The sequence below is a fragment of the Massilia agrisoli genome (assembly GCF_020831365.1).
In the GTDB taxonomy this organism is placed as follows: domain Bacteria; phylum Pseudomonadota; class Gammaproteobacteria; order Burkholderiales; family Burkholderiaceae_D; genus Telluria_A; species Telluria_A agrisoli.
The window spans coordinates 341,749-362,094 of record NZ_JAJHPV010000009.1; the positions used below are offsets into that span (position 1 = coordinate 341,749).

Annotated in this window: 14 protein-coding genes and 2 tRNA genes; 14 read left to right on the top strand and 2 right to left on the bottom strand. The window is 62.5% G+C overall.

The window, feature by feature from the left end; genetic code table 11:
- The first annotated feature begins 28 nt into the window (after positions 1-28).
- From LMJ30_RS06040 to LMJ30_RS06100, 13 genes are all read left to right on the top strand, one after another.
- Positions 29-2,167, top strand: a complete 2,139-nt coding sequence (locus LMJ30_RS06040) for a M3 family metallopeptidase (RefSeq protein WP_229431436.1) — start codon at positions 29-31, stop codon at positions 2,165-2,167.
- A 142-nt stretch (positions 2,168-2,309) separates the two neighbouring features.
- A complete protein-coding gene (locus LMJ30_RS06045; RefSeq protein ID WP_229431437.1) occupies positions 2,310-4,436 on the top strand; it encodes a M3 family metallopeptidase in 2,127 nt (708 codons plus the stop codon).
- A gap of 117 nt (positions 4,437-4,553) precedes the next feature.
- A complete protein-coding gene (locus LMJ30_RS06050) occupies positions 4,554-4,952 on the top strand; it encodes a hypothetical protein (protein ID WP_229431438.1) in 399 nt (132 codons plus the stop codon).
- Positions 4,953-5,013: 61 nt separating this feature from the next.
- Complete coding sequence (locus LMJ30_RS06055; RefSeq protein WP_229431439.1) at positions 5,014-5,226, top strand: VF530 family protein; 213 nt, start codon at positions 5,014-5,016, stop codon at positions 5,224-5,226.
- 12 nt (positions 5,227-5,238) lie between these two features.
- Positions 5,239-5,529, top strand: coding sequence for a DUF4404 family protein (locus LMJ30_RS06060; protein ID WP_229431440.1), 291 nt, complete (start codon positions 5,239-5,241; stop codon positions 5,527-5,529).
- Positions 5,530-5,763: 234 nt separating this feature from the next.
- On the top strand, positions 5,764-8,043 hold the full coding sequence (locus LMJ30_RS06065) for a YgiQ family radical SAM protein (protein ID WP_229431441.1): 2,280 nt from the start codon (positions 5,764-5,766) through the stop codon (positions 8,041-8,043).
- Between the two features lie 187 nt (positions 8,044-8,230).
- Positions 8,231-11,023 carry an EAL domain-containing protein gene (locus tag LMJ30_RS06070; protein WP_229431442.1) on the top strand — a complete coding sequence of 931 codons (2,793 nt, stop codon included), beginning with the start codon at positions 8,231-8,233 and terminating at the stop codon, positions 11,021-11,023.
- A gap of 198 nt (positions 11,024-11,221) precedes the next feature.
- The gene (locus tag LMJ30_RS06075; protein ID WP_229431443.1) at positions 11,222-12,373 is read left to right on the top strand and encodes a GGDEF domain-containing protein; all 1,152 of its coding nucleotides are present in this window, start codon (positions 11,222-11,224) and stop codon (positions 12,371-12,373) included.
- Between the two features lie 128 nt (positions 12,374-12,501).
- A tRNA-Val gene (locus tag LMJ30_RS06080) sits at positions 12,502-12,577 on the top strand.
- Positions 12,578-12,626: 49 nt separating this feature from the next.
- A tRNA-Asp gene (locus LMJ30_RS06085) sits at positions 12,627-12,703 on the top strand.
- 819 nt (positions 12,704-13,522) lie between these two features.
- The gene (locus tag LMJ30_RS06090; RefSeq protein WP_229431444.1) at positions 13,523-15,337 is read left to right on the top strand and encodes a S8 family peptidase; all 1,815 of its coding nucleotides are present in this window, start codon (positions 13,523-13,525) and stop codon (positions 15,335-15,337) included.
- A gap of 216 nt (positions 15,338-15,553) precedes the next feature.
- Positions 15,554-16,570 carry a DNA polymerase IV gene (dinB, locus tag LMJ30_RS06095; RefSeq protein WP_229431445.1) on the top strand — a complete coding sequence of 339 codons (1,017 nt, stop codon included), beginning with the start codon at positions 15,554-15,556 and terminating at the stop codon, positions 16,568-16,570.
- Between the two features lie 95 nt (positions 16,571-16,665).
- Positions 16,666-17,562: a recombination-associated protein RdgC gene (locus LMJ30_RS06100; RefSeq protein WP_229431446.1), complete on the top strand. Its 897-nt coding sequence runs from the start codon at positions 16,666-16,668 to the stop codon at positions 17,560-17,562.
- A gap of 94 nt (positions 17,563-17,656) precedes the next feature.
- Here LMJ30_RS06100 and LMJ30_RS06105 read toward each other — a convergent pair whose 3' ends face one another.
- Positions 17,657-18,142 (bottom strand): asparaginase domain-containing protein, encoded by a 486-nt coding sequence (locus tag LMJ30_RS06105; protein ID WP_229431447.1) that lies wholly within the window; start codon positions 18,140-18,142, stop codon positions 17,657-17,659.
- A 154-nt stretch (positions 18,143-18,296) separates the two neighbouring features.
- Between LMJ30_RS06105 and LMJ30_RS06110 the strand changes: the two genes are divergently transcribed.
- Entirely contained in the window at positions 18,297-19,052 is a 756-nt protein-coding gene (locus LMJ30_RS06110) for an L-asparaginase (protein ID WP_229431448.1), read from the top strand.
- 131 nt (positions 19,053-19,183) lie between these two features.
- Here the strand turns inward: LMJ30_RS06110 and LMJ30_RS06115 are convergent, their stop codons facing one another.
- Positions 19,184-20,173, bottom strand: a complete 990-nt coding sequence (locus tag LMJ30_RS06115; RefSeq protein ID WP_229431449.1) for a D-2-hydroxyacid dehydrogenase family protein — start codon at positions 20,171-20,173, stop codon at positions 19,184-19,186.
- Positions 20,174-20,346 lie beyond the last annotated feature (173 nt).

Genomic DNA, 20,346 nt, shown 5'->3' on the forward strand with positions numbered 1-20,346 from the left:
GCTTTACTTAGCGCCCGTGAAAGATGCCATGAACCGTCCACACATGCTTATCCTTGCCGCCAGCCTCGCGCTGGTGAATGTTTCCCACGCAGCCCCTGGCGCACCCGCCGCCGCCGTGCTGGAAGCATCGAACCCGTTTGCAAAACTCAGCACGCTGCCGTTCCACTATCCGGCGTTCGACAAGATCAAGGACGAGCACTTCCTGCCGGCCTACGCTGCCGGCATGCGCGAGCACCTGCGCGAAATTAACGCCATCGCCACCAATCCGAAGGCGCCAACCTTCGACAACACCATCGTCGCGATGGAGCGCTCGGGCCAGCTGCTGACCCGCGTGGCCACCACCTTCGCCAACCTGCAAGGCGCCAACACCAACGACAAGCTCGACGCGATCGACCGCGAGATGTCGCCGAAAATGGCGGCCCACTTCGACGCGGTCTTCCTCAACGAGAAGCTGTACCAGCGCGTGAAGACCCTGTACGACAAGCGCGCCAAGCTGGGGCTGGATGCTGAGGCGACCCACCTGCTCGACCGCTACAACAAGGACTTCGTGCGCGCCGGCGCCAAGCTGTCGGCGGCCGACAAGGAAAAGCTCAAATCGCTGAACGGCCAGATCGCCGTGCTGCAGACCGACTTCACCCAGAACGTGCTGAAGGAAACCAACGCCTCGGCGCTGGTGGTGGACACCCGCGCCGAACTGGCCGGCATGTCCGACGCCGCCATCGACGCCGCCGCCGCTGCCGCCAAGGAGCGCGGCCTGGAAGGCAAATTCGTCGTCGCCCTGATCAACACCACCGGCCAGGCGCCGCTGGCCGTGCTGACCAACCGCAGCACCCGCGAACGCCTGCTGGCGGCGTCGATGGCGCGCGGCAGCCGCGGCGGCGAATTCGACAACCGCGATGAAGTCGTCAAGCTGGCCAAGCTGCGCGCCGAACGCGCCGCACTGCTCGGCTATCCGAACTACGCCGCCTATTCGCTTGAAAACGAGACGGCGAAAGACACCTCTGCCGTCAACAAGCTGCTGTCCGAACTGGCCAAGCCAGCGGTCGTCAACGCCAGGAAGGAAGCGGCCGAGATCCAGAAGGTGATCGACGCGGAAAAGGGCGGCTTCAAGGTCGCCGCGCATGACTGGGCCTATTACACCGACAAGGTGCGCGCCGAGCGTTTCAGCTTCGACGAAAACCAGCTCAAGCCTTACTTCGAACTGGACAACGTGCTGGTCAAGGGCGTGTTCTTCGCCGCGAACAAGCTGTACGGCCTGTCGTTCAAGGAGCGAAAGGACCTGCCGGTGTACAACCCGGACGTGCGCGTGTTCGACGTGTTCGACGCCAACGGCAAGCAGATCGCGATCTTCCTGGCCGACATGTACGCCCGTGGTAACAAGCAGGGCGGCGCGTGGATGAACGAATACGTGTCGCAGTCCGGCCTGATGGGCACCAGGTCGGTCGTCGCCAACCACCTGAACATCCCGAAGCCGCCTGCGGGCGAACCGACCCTGCTGACCTACGACGAAGTGAAGACCACCTTCCACGAGTTCGGCCACGCGCTGCACGGCATCTTCTCGAACGTGAAGTACCCGCGCTTCTCGGGCACCAACGTCCCGCGCGACTTCGTCGAGTACCCGTCGCAGGTCAACGAGATGTGGATGATCTGGCCTGAAGTGCTGGCCAACTACGCCAAGCATTACAAGACCGGCGCGCCAATGCCGAAGGAACTGCTGGACAAGGTGGTCGCGTCGAAGAAGTTCAACCAGGGCTTCATCACCACCGAATACCTGGCGGCGTCGCTGGTCGACCAGCGCTGGCACCAGCTGGCGGCCAACCAGGTGCCGACCGACGTGCTGGGGTTCGAAGCGGCCGCGCTGAAGGAAGCCGGCGTCGACTTCGCACCGGTGCCACCGCGCTACCGCACCACCTACTTCTCGCACGCCTTCTCGGGCGGCTACTCGGCCGGCTACTACGCCTACCTGTGGAGCGAGAAGCTCGACGCCGACACCGTCGAATGGTTCAAGGAGAACGGCGGGCTGCAGCGCAAGAACGGCGACCACTTCCGCAAGACGCTGCTGTCGCGCGGCGGCACTGCCGACGCGATGGACCTGTTCCGCAACTTCCGCGGACGCGACGCCAGGATCGAAGCGCTGCTCGAGCGCCGCGGCCTGACCGGCGAATAACGACGTCACCCGTCGTTCCCGCGACCGCGGGAATCCATGCCCGCATGAGTCAAGATGGCGCTTGCCTTCTTACTGATCGTCCGGGGTATAGGTTCCCGCCTTCGCGGGAACGACGTACTGAACACCACCAAGAGAGAAACACATGAATCGTCCACACATGCTGATCATCGCCGCCAGCCTGGCGGTGGCCAATGCCGCATACGCCGCACCTGCCTCGATGCTGGAAGCGTCCAATCCGTTCGCCCGCGTCAGCACGCTGCCGCTGAACTACCCGGCCTTCGACAAGATCAAGAACGAACACTACGAGCCAGCCTTCGCCGAAGGCATGCGCCAGGAGATGCTCGAAGTCGAAGCCATCGCCAACAACCCGAAGCCAGCGACGTTTGAGAACACCATCGTTGCGATGGAGCGTTCGGGCCAGCTGCTCGACCGCGTCAGCAGCGTATTCGGCAACCTGTCGGGTGCGAACACCAACGACACCATGCAGGCGATCCAGCGCAGCCTGTCGCCAAAGCTGGCGGCGCACAGCGACGCGATCCGCCTGAATGAAAAACTGTACGCGCGCATCAAGAGCCTGTACGACAAGCGCGACAAGCTCAAGCTCGACGCCGAGTCGAAGTTCCTGCTCGAGCGCTATCACACCGACTTCGTGCGCGCCGGCGCCAAGCTGTCCGCGGCCGACAAGGAAAAGCTCAAGGCCTACAACTCGCAGCTCGCGACCCTGCAGACCACTTTCGCGCAGAACGTGCTGAAGGAAGCCAATGCAGCGGCGCTGGTGGTCGACAAGCGCGAAGAACTGGCAGGCATGTCCGACGCGGCGATCGACGCGGCCGCGGCTAACGCCAAGGCCCGTGGCCTGGACGGCAAGTTCGTCATCCCGGTCACCAACACCACCGGCCAGGCGCCGCTGGCAGTGCTGACCAACCGCGCCACCCGCCAGCGCCTGATCGAAGCCTCGATGGGCCGCGGCAGCCGCGGCGGCGAATTCGACAACCGCGGCGTCGTCGTCAAGATCGCCAAGCTGCGCGCCGAACGCGCGGCGCTGCTCGGCTACCCAAGCCACGCCGCCTACGCGCTGGAAGACCAGACCGCGAAAAACACCGAATCGGTCAACAAGCTGCTGGCGGAATTCGCCAAGCCGGCCGTCGCCAACGCCAGGAAGGAAGCAGCCGAGATCCAGAAGATGATCGACGCCGAGAAGGGCGGCTTCGGCCTGGCCGCGCATGACTGGTCCTACTACAGCGACAAGGTGCGCGCCGAGCGCTTCGCCTTCGACCAGAACCAGCTCAAGCCTTACTTCGAGCTGAATAACGTGCTGACCAACGGCGTGTTCTTCGCCGCCGGCAAGGTGTACGGGCTGACGTTCAAGGAACGCAAGGACCTGCCGGTGTACGACCCGGACGTGCGCGTGTTTGACGTCATCGACGCCAACGGCAAGCCGCTGGCCATCTTCCTGGCCGACTTCTACGCGCGCGGTAACAAGCGTGGCGGCGCATGGATGAATGCCTACGTCTCGCAATCGAAGCTGATGGGCACCAAGCCGGTCATCGCCAACCACCTGAACATTCCGAAGCCGCCTGCCGGCGAAGCGACGCTGCTGACCTACGACGAACTGCGCACGCTGTTCCACGAGTTCGGCCACGCGCTGCACGGCATGTTCTCGGACGTGAAATACCCGCGCTTCGCAGGCACCCGTGTGCCGCGCGACTTCGTCGAATTCCCTTCGCAGGTCAACGAGATGTGGGCGGTCTATCCTGAAGTGCTGGCTAACTACGCCAAGCACTACAAGACGGGCGAACCGATGCCGAAGGCGCTGCTGGACAAGGTCATCGCCTCGAAGAAGTTCAACGAAGGCTTCCGCACCACCGAGTACCTGGCCGCGTCGATGCTCGACCAGCGCTGGCACCAGCTGGGCGCCAACCAGATCCCGACCGACGTACTGGGCTTTGAAGCCGAAGCGATGAAGGCCGCTGGCGTTGACTTCGCACCGGTGCCTGCACGATACCGCACCACCTACTTCTCGCACGTGTTCGCGGGCGGTTACTCGGCCGGCTACTACGGCTACCTGTGGAGCGAGAAGCTGGACGCCGATACGGTGGAATGGTTCAAGGAAAACGGCGGCCTGTCGCGCAAGAACGGCGACTACTTCCGCAAGATGCTGCTGTCGAAAGGCGGCACCATGGACGCGATGGACATGTACCGCCAGTTCCGCGGCCGTGATGCAAAGATCGAGCCGCTGCTGGACCGCCGTGGCCTGACCGCGAACTAAGAAGTTCGTATTACGTAGGGCGGATAAGCAAAGCGCATCCGCGTGTTGGCGTCTCGTTGACGCATGCACGCGGATGCGCAAGCTTATCCGCCCTACGCCTTTTGAGCAGACAACAATATGACAGACGAAGAATTCCTCGCCAGCTTCAATGCCTGCACCCTGCCACCCGAGCAGTTCAGCCACGCCGGCCACATCCGCCTCGCGTGGATCAACCTCCAGCGCCACGACTTCGACCAGGCCGTCGACGGCACCTGCCGCGGCATCCGCGCCTACGCCACCCATCTCGGCGCCGCCACCAAGTTCCACACCACGATCACGGTCGCGCTGATGCACCTGCTGCGCGCCGCTGGCGCTGGTGACCGCAACGTCAGCTGGTACCAGTTCGTCAGCGCCAACCAGGAGCTGATGCACAACGCCCGCGCCGTCCTCGGCCGCCATTATTCAAGCCAGCGCCTCGACACCCCGGAGGCGCGCGAGCGCTTCGTCGCCCCTGACCTGCAGCCGCTGCCCGTGTGAGCTGCCTGTACAGGATCGGTATATACTTTCTCTCAACAACGCAACCGGAAGCGCAGCAGCAATGAGTGTCCAGGAATTACATGGTATTACCCTTGAAGCGATATTGACCCGCCTGGTCGACCATTACGGTTGGGACCAGCTGGGCAAGCGGGTCGCGATTAATTGTTTCCTCAGCGATCCGAGCATCAAGTCGAGCCTGAAGTTCCTGCGCAAGACCCCGTGGGCGCGCAAGGAAGTCGAGGATTTGTACCTGAACACACGTTTTACCAACTAGAGCGAGCCTGACATGTTGAATGACGATGCATCGAACCTGAAGGCACACCTGAAGAGCCTGCACGCTAACCTCGAACAGACGGAACATGTCGATGACGAGCTGCAGGAGTTGCTGCGCCAGCTGGATGGCGACATCAAGAACCTGCTCGAGAAGGGCGCCGAGGAGGAGCTGGAGGAAGAGGGCGGGCCATACGGGCTGGCTGAGCGGACCCAGGAGATTACGGCGCGGTTTGCGGTCGAGCATCCGACGCTGGAGCCGACGCTGCGTGAGCTGGGCAGGATTCTGCAGAACATGGGGATCTAGGCCTGCCTAACGGCGTCATTCCCGTGAAAACGGGAATCCATGCCCCGTTCGCAGCACTCATCCGCCAACTCATCGACAGAGTCAGCATGGGTTCCCGCATGCGCGGGAACGACGTCCGGGTGTCGCAATCCGGACACAAGTTATTGATAGTTAAGACATTTTTCGGGCTCGGCCGCCATTGCAAAATGGCTGGCGATCGGCTTCGCCTACCTTTTTCCGGTACAATACCGGCCAATGAGCTCCCCATCGAACCTGTTTGCGACCGTCCCGAAGCGGTCTAGCCGCGCTGCTGCTGCGCCTTTCCTCCCCATGACCCGTGCGGAGATGGACAAGCTCGGCTGGGACCAGTGCGACGTCATCGTGGTCACCGGCGACGCTTATATCGACCATCCAAGCTTCGGCATGGCGCTGATCGGGCGTGTGCTGGAAGCCCAAGGTTTCCGCGTCGGCATCATCAGCCAGCCTGACTGGCATTCGGCCGATCCGTTCCGCGCGCTTGGCAAGCCTCGCCTGTTCTTCGGCATCACCGCCGGCAACATGGATTCGATGATCAACCGCTACACGGCCGACCGCAAGATCCGTTCCGAGGATGCGTACACCGCCCACGGCGAGCCGAACAAGCGCCCGGACCGCACCGTGACCGTCTACGCCCAGCGCGCGCGCGAAGCCTACCCGGACGTGCCGGTCATCGTCGGTTCGATCGAGGCGTCGCTGCGCCGCATCGCCCATTACGATTACTGGTCGGACAAGGTTCGCCGCTCCGTGCTGCCTGATTCCAAGGCTGACCTGCTTCTGTTCGGTAACGCCGAACGCGCCATCGTCGACCTCGCGCACCGCCTCAACGCAGGCGAGAACATCAAGGACATCCGCGACCTGCGCGGTACCGGCTTCATGGTGCCGCAGGGCTGGCTGCCGGCCGACGACTGGTCGGTGCACAACTCGACCCGCGTCGATGTGCCCGGCAAGGTGGAGGCCCATCCCGACCCGTACGCGATGACGGTGGAAGACAAGACCGCCTGCGCCACCGACGCCGCTGCGAAAGAAGCGGAAGTCGTCAAGCCGATCCGCATCATGACGCGCGAAGAGCGCGCCGCCGCGGCGAAAGAAAAACACCACAAGACCGTGGTGCGCCTGCCAGCCTACGACGTGGTCAAGGACGACCCGGTGATGTACGCGCACGCCTCGCGCGTGTTCCACCTGGAATCGAATCCGGGCAATGCGCGCGCGCTGGTGCAGGCCCACGGCGAACGCGACGTGTGGCTGAACCCGCCGCCGCTGCCCTTGCAGATGGACGAGATGGACGGCGTGTTCGACCTGTCGTACGCGCGCGCGCCGCACCCAAGCTATGGCAACGCGCGCATCCCGGCGTGGGAAATGATCCGCTTCTCGGTCAACATCATGCGCGGCTGCTTCGGCGGCTGCACCTTCTGCTCGATTACGGAGCACGAGGGCCGCATCATCCAGAGCCGCTCGGAGCCGTCGATCCTGCGCGAAATCGAGCACATCCGCGACAAGACCAAGGGCTTTACCGGCACCATTTCCGACCTGGGCGGCCCTACCGCGAACATGTACCGCCTGCAGTGCAAGGACAAGAAGATCGAGGAAAGCTGCCGCCGCCTGTCGTGCGTGTATCCGAGCATCTGCGTCAACCTTGGCACCGACCACAGCAAGCTGATCTCCGTGTACCGCAAGGCGCGCGCGATTCCTGGCGTGAAGAAGGTCTTGATTTCGTCCGGCCTGCGCTACGACCTGGCCGTGCGTTCGCCGGAGTACGTCAAGGAACTGGTGACCCACCACGTGGGCGGCCTGCTGAAGATCGCGCCGGAACACACCGAAGAAAACACGCTGACCAAGATGATGAAGCCGGGCATCGGCGCTTACGATGAATTCAAGCGCATGTTCGACAAGTTCTCGCTGGAAGCGGGCAAGAAGCAGTACCTGATTCCGTACTTCATCGCGGCTCACCCGGGCACGACCGATGAGGACATGCTGAACCTGGCGCTGTGGCTGAAGAAGAACAATTTCCAGCTCGACCAGGTGCAGACCTTCACGCCGACGCCGATGGCGATGGCAACCACGATGTACCACACGCGCAAGAATCCGCTGCACAAGGTGACCGAGGATTCCGAGGTCGTCGAAACGGCGCGCAGCGGCAAGATCCGCAAGATCCACAAGGCATTCCTGCGCTACCAGGACCCGGAAAACTGGCCGATCCTGCGCGAGGCGCTGGTCAAGATGGGCCGTGGCGACCTGATCGGAAACGGCGACAAGCACCTGATCCCCGCATCCGGCAGCGAGGCGGCGCCGGCTGGCGGCGAGCGCGGCAAGCGCATGGCGCCGGGCTTCGGTCCGGAGAAGTTTGTCCCGCCAGGCAAGCGCGCCGTGCCGCGCGCAGCGACGTCGACACCGTTCATGGCGCCGGAAAGCAAGATCCGGCCTTCGATCCTGTCGACCATCAAGACCAAGGCCAAGCCAGCCGCGGCCGCCAAGGGCGCACGCACGGGCCGCAAGTAAGCCGCCCGGCGCGCTGCGCCTTACACCAGGCAGGGCCACTTCCGCACGCGCGGCAGTGGCCTTTTTACATGATTGTGGTGCAACAGTCGATTGTTACAATTCTCGCGTCGGGCTGCAGGGAATTTACGTACAATCTCACTAGAATGCATTGCTCCAGCGCACCGTTCCGGCGGCCGCTCCCACTGAGATGACATCCCTGCACCTGGCCCAACGGACGATGAGCACCTTCGCCAACCTGCGCCAGGTTGCCGTGCTGGCGCTCGTCCTCGGCGCCGCGCTGCCGGCCCATGCGCTTGAGCGGGTCACGCTCCAGCTCAAGCACCTCCACCAGTTCCAGTTTGCCGGCTATTACGCTGCGCTCGAAAAGGGCTATTACCGCGACGCCGGCCTCGATGTGCGCATCCTCGAAGGCAAGGACGGCAACGAGCCGGAGCGCAACGTAATCGCCGGCAAGGCGCAGTTCGGCGTGGGCAGCAGCAGCCTGCTGCTGGCGCGGCTGGCCGGCAAGCCGGTGGTGGTGCTCGGCACCATCTTCCAGCATTCGCCTTACGTGCTGCTGGTGGCGCGCCGGGATGGCGTCAAGGACCTGCGCTCGATCATGGGCAAACGGGTCATGATCGGTTCGCTCACCGACGAACTGACCCAGGCCGACGAGCTGTTCGCCTACCTGAAGAAGGAGGGCATCCCGATGTCGAGCATGGTGCGGGTCGACCATAGCTTCGACCCGCAGGACCTGGTCAGCGGCAAGGTTGATGCGTATTCCGCCTACATCACGAATGAGCCGTATTTCCTGGACCGGATCGGCTTCGCCTACGACATCTACAGTCCGCGGGCAGCCGGCATCGACTTCTACGGCGACAACCTGTTTACCAGCGAAAGCGAGATCGCCCTGCATCCCGAGCGCGTGCGCGCATTCCGCGCGGCCAGCATGAAGGGCTGGGCCTATGCGATGAGCCACCAGGAAGAAATCGCCGACCTGATCCGGGCGAAATACACCACGCGCCACGAACGCGAGCACCTGCTGTACGAGGCGCGCCAGATGGTGCCGCTGGTGCAGCCTGTGCTGGTCGAGCTGGGCTATACGAACCCGGACCGCTGGCGCCATATTGCCGACAGCTATGCGGAGCTGGGCATGCTTCCACGCAATGCCTCCTTCCCTGGCTTCCTGTACCGGCCGGAAACACCGCTGCACCAGACATGGATGTTCCGCGCCGCGGTCGCCGCCTGCCTGGTTTTGCTGGCCGCGATGGCGGTGCATTTGTGGCTGCTGGCGCGCGAACGCAAGCGCGCGCGAGAGACCATCCGCAAGGGCGAACGGCGCTTCCGCACCATGTTCGAGGAAGCGCCGATGGGCATCGCGCTGATCGATTCGGCCACCGGCGAGTTCAAGGACATCAACCCGCGCTACGCGCAGATCACCGGGCGCTCGTTCGACGAGGTGCTGCGCGGCAGCTGGGCCGATTTCGTGCATCCGGACGACGCCGAATGCGTGGCCGCGCTGGCCGCCAACGGCACCGCAGGGCTCAAGATGACGACGCGGCTGGTGCGCCCGGACGGCTCGGTGGTGTGGATCGACATGTCGGTCGCCGCGATCGAAACCGAGTCGCACGGCCATCCGCACCACCTGTGCATGATCGAGGACGTGACTGAAAAGAAGAAATCGGAAGCGCTGATCTGGCAGCAAGCCAATTTCGACTCCCTGACACAGCTGCCGAACCGGCGCATGTTCCATGACCGCCTGGAAATCGAGATCGCCAAGAGCCGCCGCGAGGGCCTGCGCACGGCCATCCTGTTCATCGACCTCGACCACTTCAAGGAAGTTAACGATACCCTCGGCCACCACCAGGGCGACGTGCTGCTGGTCGAGGCGTCCGAGCGCATCCGCGCCTGCGTGCGCGTCACCGACACGGTCGCGCGCCTGGGCGGCGACGAATTCACGGTGATCCTGTCCGGGCTGGACGAGTCGGCCCGCAGCGACCTGATTGCCGCCAAGATCCTCGATGCGATGCAGGCGCCGTTCGAATTGGGCCAGGAACAGGCTTTCGTGTCGGCCAGCATCGGCATCACCCTGTTCCCGGACGACGCCGACGACGTTGACGACCTGCTCAAGCATGCCGACCAGGCCATGTACGCGGCCAAGGGCGCGGGGCGCAACCGCTTCAGCTACTTCACGCCGGCGCTGCAGGTAGCCGCGCTCAACCGCATGCGCCTGACCAACGACCTGCGCGGTGCGATCCGCGCCAACCAGCTGCGCGTGTACTTCCAGCCGATCGTCCACCTGCGCACCGGGCGCATCCACAAGGCCGAAGCGCTGGTGCGCTGGCAGCATCCGCAGCGCGGGCTGGTCAGTCCGGTCGACTTCATCGCGCTGGCCGAGTCGAGCGGGCTGATCGTCGATATCGGCGAATGGATGTTCAGGGAATCGGCGCGCTGGGCGCGGCGCTGGCGCGGCGAGCACCATCCCGATTTCCAGGTCAGCGTCAACCAGTCGCCGCTGGAATTCCAGCGCGAGGGGCAGGCCTACGACCGCTGGTTCGCGCATATGCACGACATCGGCCTGGAAGGCGCTGCATTGGTGGTGGAAATCACCGAAGGCCTGCTGCTCGACGCCAGCGCCGGCGTCACCGACAAGCTGTTGCAGTTGCGCGACGCCGGCATCCAGGTGGCGCTGGACGACTTCGGCACCGGCTACTCGTCGCTTTCCTACCTGAAGAAGTTCGACATCGACTACCTGAAGATCGATCGCTCGTTCACCCGTAACCTGGCGCCGCAGTCGAGCGACATGGCGCTGTCGGAGGCGATCATCGTGATGGCCCACAAGCTGGGGCTGAGGGTGGTGGCCGAGGGTGTCGAGACCGCCGAACAGCGCGACCTGCTGCTGGCGGCCGGCTGCGATTACGGGCAGGGCTACCTGTTCGCCCGGCCGATGCCGGCCGAGGAATTCGATGCACTGCTGCGTTCGCAGCGCGTGCTCGCCTGACATCGGATAGACGCCACACACTAATCCCGCGTGCACATCCCTGTACACAGCAAATTCCGTGTAATATAGTTCCTTTGGGAAACACCTGTTACAATTTTATTATCTGATGCGTGTCCACAACGGCATGTTTGCTGAATAAATTGAACGGAGCGCAGGCCATCCCTGCGCCGCCGGTAGTGACCCTGACGAGGAACTGTAGTGATCGACCTTAAAACATTCATGCTGGTGCTTGCCATCGGCAACATCGGCCTGGCCATGCTGATGACTGGCTACGCCCGCTCGCAGCGCCATCCGGCGATGCGCATCTGGACCTGGTCCAAGTTGATGGTCGGCTCCGCCTACCTGATGGGCTGGTTCCAGCATCCCGGCTCACCGCCGTGGCACAGTATTTCCGCCAACAGCCTGGTCATGATCGGCATCATGCTGGAAGTGTCGGCCTATTGCACTTTCTTCGGATTCAACAGGTGGAAGCGGGTGCTGTACCCGTTCGCGGCGCTGTCGATTGTTGCCTACATTGGCCTGCGGATCGCGGGCGCGCCGGTCGAGTATGCCACGGCCCTGATGTCAGGCATGATCGCGGCGATGATCGGCGCCATGGCGTTCGCGTTGCTGCGACCGGGTGGCGAGAGCTCGCTCCTGCGGCGCATCATCGGTGTCAATGACGGCGCCTTCTTCCTGGCGACGGGCGCGTTCGCGATGACGATCCTGTTCCCTGGCAGCTTCACCTTGCTGACCCCGCATGCGGCGCACGCCTCCACCTTCATCACTGGCTACCTGCTGGTGATTGTCAACGGCTTCGGCTTCCTGCTGCTGTGCATGGAAAAAGACGACCGCGAAATGGCGCTGCTGGCCACGACCGACAGCCTGACCGGACTGGTGAACCGGCGCGCCTTCTTCGACCGCACCGACGCCGCGCGCATGCTGTCGGGGCGCATGCGCAAGCCGATCTCGCTGATGATGCTCGACATCGACCACTTCAAGGCGCTCAACGACCGTTTCGGCCACGCCTGCGGCGACGAAGCGCTGTGCGTGTTTGCCGACACCTCGCGCGGCGTGCTGCGAGAACACGACATCATGGGCCGCCTGGGCGGCGAGGAATTCGCGCTGGCGCTGCCCGGCACCGACCTGCCTGGCGCGCTGCAAGCGGCCGAACGGCTGCGCGAAGCGGTCGAACGGGTGATCCTGCCCAAGCATGGTTATGCGATGACTGTCAGTATCGGCGTGGTGCTGATCGACCCGAATGAGGACATCAACGCAGCGCTGGCGCGCGCCGACCAGGCGCTGTACCAGGCCAAGAGCAGCGGGCGCAACCGGGTTGAGAGCGGCGAGCCGATGCTCAAGTTCGCATAAGTCGCAGCAAGTTTTTCGCTATTTTTCGAAAAACCCTTGCGCAGGTCGAAAGGTATTTGCTATGATTCGGCCTCTTCAGACGCGATGACAAGCGTCGGATGCAAGAAGTCTTTGGGTTAAGCGTAAATGGGTGCTTAGCTCAGTTGGTAGAGCGGCGCCCTTACAAGGCGTAGGTCGGGAGTTCGACCCTCTCAGCACCCACCAGCACTCAGAGGCCTGCATCATGATCAGCAATACCGATCAGAGTAAAAACGGAGTGGTAGTTCAGTTGGTTAGAATACCGGCCTGTCACGCCGGGGGTCGCGGGTTCGAGCCCCGTCCGCTCCGCCAGAAAAAAGAAAAAGGGTCCGACTTGTCGGGCCCTTTTTCCATTCCGAGATCAGAGTGTTCCCCCTGCGGGGAACACGGATTGGGGCTCGAAGGGATTTCCCTGCAGGGAAATCCGCGGCCTGCGGCACGTAGGCGAGCCCCGTCCGCTCCGCCAGAAAAAAGAAAAAGGGTCCGACTTGTCGGGCCCTTTTTCCATTCCGAGGTCAGAGTGTTCCCCCTGCGGGGAACACGGATTGGGGCTCGAAGGGATTTCCCTGCAGGGAAATCCGCGGCCTGCGGCACGTAGGCGAGCCCCGTCCGCTCCGCCAGAAAAAAGAAAAAGGGTCCGACTTGTCGGGCCCTTTTTCCATTCTGCGGCTTCCCTTCATGGTTTGGGGTCTGACCCCGTAGTTGCATGGTTTGGGGTCTGACCCCAAAGTTGCTTGGCTTTGGGGTCTGACCCCGAAGTTGAGACAATTGATTTTTTCAAGCCATCGCCGCCCGCCTGGATCCCTGAATCACGTTCTCGATGACATCATTTTGACATCATCTTTTTAACAATTCCGCCAAGAATTGTCCAAATAAAAACAAGCGATAAAGCGGCAATAGCCGCTCTTAGCCGAACAACATTTGATTTTGATCAAACATTCCGTTCAAGTGTTGTGAATACGCCGAATTCGAATGAATTCACGAATCTTTCTTTCCGTTTAGGCGTAATCTGCAGAGCCTGCTTAAAAAGTGGGTCTGCGTAACAATTGCGCAGAAAAAAAACGGCAGCGCGTCCGGTACACCGGAGGTGACTGCCACCATAAAAATTCTTACGGAAAAAAAGGATTTGACATGAAGCTGAAGCATTCGACGTACCCAGCGCTGCTGGGGATTTTTGCAGCTGCAGTAGTCATCGGCGGGCCTCTGACCGCCACTGCCGCCGTGCCTGAGTTTAAGGCCGAGGCGCTCTCACCGACCATGCACACCGACCGCATGATCGTGAAATACAAGGATTCCGCGCCTGCTGGCAAGGCCGCCGCGAAGCATGCCGCTGTCGGCAAGGACCGCGAGGCGATCCTGACCCGCGCCGGCCAGCAGTTCGGCCTGACGATGAAACTGTCGCACGGCATCGCCACTGGCGCCCACGTCATGAAGCTGAACAAGCGCATGAGCGTGGCGGAAGTGCAGGCATTGGCACGCGAGCTGATGGACCGCGATCCTAACGTCGAATACGCTGAACCAGACCGCATCATGCAAAAGTTGTTCACCCCGAACGACACCCGTTACAACGAACAGTGGCACTACTTCGAGAGCACCGGCGGCCTGCGCGCCAACCTGGCTTGGGACAAGGCGACCGGCCTTGGCGTTAATGTTGCCGTGATCGATACCGGCTACCGTCCACACGCCGACCTGAGCGGCCGGATCGTCGGCGGTTACGACTTCATCAGCGACACCTTTGTGTCAAACGACGGCAACGGCCGTGACTCCGACGCGAGCGATCCGGGCGACAAGATCGTCGTCGGCGAGTGCGGCGGCGGCCAGCCAACCCAGAACCAGAACTCCAGCTGGCACGGCACCCACGTGGCGGGCACCATCGCGGCAGCGACCAACAACGGCGCCGGCGTCGCAGGCGTGGCGTACAACGCCAAGGTTGTTCCAGTGCGCGTACTGGGCAAGTGCGGCGGCTACACCTCTGACATCGCCGACGCGATCATCTGGTCGTCGGGCGGCACCGTCAGCGGCGTTCCAGCCAATGCCAATGTCGCCAAGGTCATCAACATGTCGCTCGGCGGCGGCGGCGCTTGCGATACCACCACGCAGAACGCGATCAACGGCGCACGTTCGCGCGGCACCGTCGTGATCGTAGCAGCAGGTAACGAAAACCAGAACGCCAGCAACTCCAACCCGGCCAACTGCGCGGGCGTGGTAACTGTTGCCGCAACCAACCGTTCCGGTGGCCGCGCCTTCTACTCGAACTACGGCACCGTGGTCGACGTTGCAGCGCCGGGTGGCGACACCAGCGTTGCAGCCAACGGCATCCTGTCGACCCTGAACGCCGGCACCGGCGCGCCAGGTGCGGATAGCTACGCGTTCTACCAGGGCACCTCGATGGCGACGCCGCACGTCGCTGGCGTGGCTGCACTGATGCTGTCGAAGAATTCGGCGCTGACGCCTGATGAGATCGAAAGCAAGCTGAAGTCGACTGCGCGCGCCTTCCCGGCAACCTGCACCAGCTGCGGCACCGGCATCGTCGATGCCAACGCCGCGGTTGATTCGGCGATTGGCGGCGGCGGCGGTGGCACCACCCTGGCCGAAAGCGAGTCGAACAACACGACTGGCACGGCTGACCCTGTGGCCACCAGTGGCACCACCGTCAACGCCAACATGGGTAGCACGACCGACACCGACTACTTCGTCGTCCAGCTGCCAGCCGGCAAAACGCTGACCTCGGTCCTGACCCCAGGCGCGGGCAAGGACTATGACCTGTACGTCTACAACAGCGCTGGCACCCTGATCGGCCAGAGCGAGAACGGTACTGGATCGGTCGATACGGTTTCCGTTACCAACACCGGTACCGGTACGCTGGCCCGTTACGTGCGCGTAACGTACTACAGCGGCGGCACGGGCTCCACCAATGGCACCTACACGCTGAAACTGACCTGGTAATTCCCCAGCAAGGTTCTAACGTTTGATGTGTAAGAAGGGGCGGGTAGCGTTTGCTATCCGTCCCTTTCCTTTTTCGCGTTTACTTGCAACAAAACCGATTTCCGATAATACTGTATGGAATTACAGTAGTCGCCCGCTGGGGCATGCCGCCGAGTGAACGCCCCCGTCCGAAAAATCATCCATTGCGATTGCGATTGTTTTTATGCATCCGTCGAGATGCGCGACAATCCGGCCCTGCGCGAGGTTCCGCTGGCCGTTGGCGGGCGGCCCGACCAGCGCGGCGTCGTCGCCACCTGCAATTACGAGGCGCGCCGCTATGGCATCCATTCGGCCATGGCAACGGCGCAAGCCCTCAAGCTGTGCCCGGACCTGGTCGTCATTCCGCCAAACATGGAAAAATACCGGGTCGCGTCGCGCCAGATCCTGGCGATTTATCACGACTACACCGAGGTGGTCGAGCCGCTGTCGCTGGACGAGGCTTACCTCGACGTGTCCGATTCGCCCCACTGCAAGGGCAGTGCGACCTTGATCGCACAGGAAATCCGCAAGCGCATTTTCGAGACGGTAGGCATTACCGCGTCGGCCGGCGTTGGCCCAAACAAATTCGTGGCCAAGGTTGCCAGCGACTGGAACAAGCCCGACGGATTGTTCCTCGTGCGTCCCAATGAAGTCGATGCCTTCGTCGCCGTCTTGCCCGTCAAGAAGCTGTGGGGTGTTGGCAAGGTGACCGCAGCGAAACTCAACAAGCTCGGCGCGGAAACCTGCGGCGACCTGCGCAGCTGGACCCTGGCCGACCTCGAGCGCCACTTCGGCAGCTTCGGCGCGCGCCTGCATGACCTGTGCCGTGGCATCGACAACCGTGCCGTCTCTACCTCGCGCGAGCGCAAGTCGGTCAGCGTCGAGGAAACCTACACGCCTGACGTGCCGGACCTTGCGGCCTGCATCGCCATGCTGCCGGAACTGTTCGAGCGCCTGCAGGCGCGCATCAAACGCTCGGGCACCGAGTTGGCGGCGCAGAAGCCTTTCGTGAAGATCAAGTTTTCCGATTTTCGCCAGACGACAGTCGAGTCCGCCGCTTCCGTGCCCACCCTCGGCCATTTTGAAAGCCTGATCGAAACCGCGTGGCAGCGCGGCAAGCGGCCAGTGCGCCTGCTGGGCCTGGGCGTGCGGCTGGGCGAGGCCGAAGGCGTCGAACAGCTCAGCTTGTTCACCGACAGCGAGCGAGAAATTTAAGCGTCATCGCAAGCAACATCCAGCCTTCCCTGGCCGGATCGAGCGTGTAGAATGGCGTTCCCCTGGAAATACTGACTGAAACAAGGCATAGCAAAATGTGGTTTAAGAATCTACAGATTTACCGCCTGCCCGCACCGTGGGCTTACACACCTGAGCAGCTGGAAGAGGCGCTGGCGCCGATGCGCTTTGCTCCGGCATCGAGCAACGAGTTGCTGCGCCAGGGCTGGGATTCGCCGCGCGGCAATGGCAACCTGGTGCACACCGTCAACAAGCAGATGCTGATCCTGCTGGGCACCGAAAAGAAGCTGCTGCCAACCTCGGTCATCAACCAGGTGGCCAAGGCCAAGGCGGCCGAGCTGGAAGAAGCGCAAGGCTTCGCCCCGGGCAAGAAGGCGATGAAAGAATTGAAGGAGCGCGTGGCCGACGAACTGCTGCCGCGTGCATTCAGCATCCGCAGCAATGTGTGGACCTGGATCGACCCGGTCAACGGCTGGCTGGTGGTCGATGCGGCCAGCCCGTCGAAGGCCGATGACGTGATCAAGCTGCTGCTCAAGGCGGTCGACCGCATGCCGCTGGAAAGCCTGCGTGTGCAGCGCTCGCCGGTCGCGGTGATGACGGCTTGGCTGGAGATGGACGAAGCGCCGCACGGCTTTACCGTCGACCAGGACACCGAACTGCGCGCAACGGGCGAGAGCAAGGCCGCGGTGCGTTACGTGAAGCACACGCTGGAGCCGGACGACATCCGCCGCCACATCGCAGCGGGCAAGCAGTGCACGCGCCTGGCGATGACGTGGAACGACAAGATCTCGTTCGTGCTGACCGAATCGCTGGCGATCAAGGGCATCAAGCCTTTGGACGTCATCAAGGAAAACGAAACCAGCACGCGCAATGACGAAGAACGTTTCGACAACGACATGATGCTGATGTCGGGCGAACTGTCGCAGATGATGGCCGACATCGTAGAAGCCTTGGGCGGGGAAGCCAAGGCGTAAGCCGCACGTCGTTCCCGCGGAAGCGGGAACCCATAGGCGGCAAACAGAATACGCTGGCGCATGGGTTCCCGCGTTCGCGGGAACGACGCGTTATTTACAAGGGCTGGAAGACTCCCGCCGCGCGGTTCTTGGTCACGTTATTCCACGTGAATACCTGCCCATTCATCGCCACATACACACCCGGCGCCAAGGTCTGCGCCACCCCGGTAGCAAATCCCAGGTTGAACAGCGCGTCCGAGTTCGCAATCTCGTAAGGGATCATCGCGCCGGTCAGCACGATCGCCTGTTCCAGGCCTGCATTGCCCAACACTTCCGCGGTTTCCTTCATCGTATCGGTCCCATGCACGATCACGATGGCTTTCTCTTTCGCGGCGCGGCAGGATGCGAGCACGCGCTGGCGGTCGTCGTCCTTCATGTCGAGCGAATCGAGCAGCGGCAGCACTTCCAGCTCGACCGGAATCGTCATGCGCGTGCGCGCCAGCACCTGCGGAAGATGGCTGTCGGAAAAGCCAAGGATGCCCGTCAGTTCGTTGTAATGTTTGTCGAAGGTGCCGCCGGTGGCAATGATGCGCAAGCTCATAATGGATGGATGTAGGTTGGGTAAAAGTGGCTTATGATAGCCGTTACCACAGCTGCTGTCGAAATACGCGGCGATGATGTTTCCGGTTGTGACCGCGCTGGAATCCACGGTATCGCATCAGTACACTGTTTGTTTATTTTTGCCGGCTTATCCGATGAAAGCGCTTGCTCCAGGAACTGTTATATTCCACCGACACCGCGGTTACGGCGTGATCACGCACGTCAACTTGCTCACCGGCTGGATCTCCGCGCGCTTCGGCTCCGAATCACGCACCCTTGACCTCAACCTGTCCACCGACGAAGTGCAGCACGCCGACGGCGAGCCGATCCTGTTCCGCCGCGCGCCGCCCGACCGCATGCCGCACGCGCGGCTGATGGCGATGGTGCGTTCGCTGCATGAGGCCGGCTACGAGAAGCTGTACTTGTATTCCTGGCCGAAGCCATCCGGCCTGCATTGGCGCTGGCACCTGTTCACGGGCCAGCGCGACTGGATGCAGCGCCCGTGGCGCGAGGGCTGGTATGGCTCGGGCGCCGACTACAACGTCAACCCGGTGATGGGCTGGGGCGACACGCCCGGCGCCAGCACAGAGGAGCTGGTGCACGCGCTGGCGAAGTTCGATCCGCAGGGACTGGCACAGGCTTTAGGCCGCGATGAGGACCATACGGCGTGGTTTGCCCATGTTTGCGACGCGCTGCTGCCCGGCTACATGTACAGCCTGGATATGGAAAAGCCGGCGGCGGGCGGCTTGCGTGAAACGCCGCCAGTGCCGGTGATACCCGTGCGCGCAACGCTGCCTGCTTACAAGGGCCCGGCAATCGGCTGGCCGCCTGGCTGGGCCGGCCTGTGGACGCGCGCGCATGTGATGCCTGCGCCAAAGATTCGCCTCACGCCGCAGGAAGAAGAACGCTAGCCGCTAATGAAACCTGAAACCCGATAACCAACGTCGTCCCTGCGTAGGCAGGGACCCATAACACCTCAGAACATATGGTCTATAGGTTCCTGCCTTCGCAGGAACGACGTCAATTCCTGCAACCTAAGTCCTCATTTCGCCAATGCTTCCGGATTCAGGATATTGGCCGGTTCGCCCCTGGCGAAACTGACGATGTTCTCGAACGCCGCGCCGAAATACGTTTCGTAGCTGTCCTGTTCGACATAGCCGATGTGCGGCGTGGCCAGTACGGTCGGAATGCGCAATATGGGCGCGCCAGGCGCCAGTGGTTCGCTGTTGAAAACGTCAAGTGCTGCGAACCCGGGGCTGCCCTCGGTTAGTGCCTGTTCCAGCGCGCCTTCGGCAACCAGTTCCGCGCGGCTGGTGTTGACGAACAATGCCGTCGGCTTCATGCGCGCCAGTTCCGCGTGTGTGACGACGCCGCGGGTGTTGTCGGACAAGCGCAGGTGCACGGTCAGCACGTCGGCGCGTTCGAACAATTCGTCCCGGCTGCCGGCCGCATCAAAGCCATCGGCCACCGCAGCAGCACGGCTCGCTTCGCTTCCCCACACCAGCACCTGCATCCCGAACGCCTTGCCGTAGCCGGCCACCATGCGGCCGATCTTTCCATAACCCCAGATCGCCAGGGTACGTCCGCGCAGCACCGTGCCGAGGCCGTTGAGCACGGGGTTTACCGACGCCGTCTGCCACAGCCCGTCTTTCAGATTGATCGCGTAGGGAACGATCTTGCGGCTGGCGGCCATGATCAGCGCCCAGGTCAGCTCGGCAGGCGCCACCGGCGAGCCGGCACCCTCGGCAATCGCGATACCCATGTCGGTCGCCGCGGCAACATCGATGTGCCCGCTGACCTTGCCGGTCTGGGAAATCAGCTTCAGGTTCGGCAGGCGCGACAGCAGCGCGCGCGGAAAGGCAGTGCGTTCACGGATCAGGACCAGCGCATCGAAGGGGGCCAGCCGGATCGCCAGCTGGCCAATTCCGCGTGAGGAATTAGTGAATGTTTTGACCTCGTGGCCGTCCAATAAACGGAAGCAGGAGAGCCCACGGACGCTGTCCTGGTAATCGTCGAGAATCGCAATTTTCATGGGAGATGGCAGATCTTGGGGTGGCCTACGTAAGTAAATAACAGGAATCGCGGCAATAGAAATAGCTTACTACTTTACTCGGTCATTATTCCTACATTTTTGTGGGTTTTGCATATTAAACGAGTAACAGCGGGTGTACAATCGGCCTCTAAAATCGGGATTGGCCCGGGCCG

Bases quoted from the DNA above. Each gene is read 5' to 3' on its own strand.
- LMJ30_RS06040 (WP_229431436.1), top strand. From the start codon at position 29: ATGAACCGTCCACACATGCTTATCCTTGCCGCCAGCCTCGCGCTGGTG.
- LMJ30_RS06045 (WP_229431437.1), top strand. From the start codon at position 2,310: ATGAATCGTCCACACATGCTGATCATCGCCGCCAGCCTGGCGGTGGCC.
- LMJ30_RS06050 (WP_229431438.1), top strand. From the start codon at position 4,554: ATGACAGACGAAGAATTCCTCGCCAGCTTCAATGCCTGCACCCTGCCA.
- LMJ30_RS06055 (WP_229431439.1), top strand. From the start codon at position 5,014: ATGAGTGTCCAGGAATTACATGGTATTACCCTTGAAGCGATATTGACC.
- LMJ30_RS06060 (WP_229431440.1), top strand. From the start codon at position 5,239: ATGTTGAATGACGATGCATCGAACCTGAAGGCACACCTGAAGAGCCTG.
- LMJ30_RS06065 (WP_229431441.1), top strand. From the start codon at position 5,764: ATGAGCTCCCCATCGAACCTGTTTGCGACCGTCCCGAAGCGGTCTAGC.
- LMJ30_RS06070 (WP_229431442.1), top strand. From the start codon at position 8,231: ATGACATCCCTGCACCTGGCCCAACGGACGATGAGCACCTTCGCCAAC.
- LMJ30_RS06090 (WP_229431444.1), top strand. From the start codon at position 13,523: ATGAAGCTGAAGCATTCGACGTACCCAGCGCTGCTGGGGATTTTTGCA.
- dinB (WP_229431445.1), top strand. From the start codon at position 15,554: ATGCGCGACAATCCGGCCCTGCGCGAGGTTCCGCTGGCCGTTGGCGGG.
- LMJ30_RS06100 (WP_229431446.1), top strand. From the start codon at position 16,666: ATGTGGTTTAAGAATCTACAGATTTACCGCCTGCCCGCACCGTGGGCT.
- LMJ30_RS06105 (WP_229431447.1), bottom strand. From the start codon at position 18,142: ATGAGCTTGCGCATCATTGCCACCGGCGGCACCTTCGACAAACATTAC.
- LMJ30_RS06110 (WP_229431448.1), top strand. From the start codon at position 18,297: ATGAAAGCGCTTGCTCCAGGAACTGTTATATTCCACCGACACCGCGGT.
- LMJ30_RS06115 (WP_229431449.1), bottom strand. From the start codon at position 20,173: ATGAAAATTGCGATTCTCGACGATTACCAGGACAGCGTCCGTGGGCTC.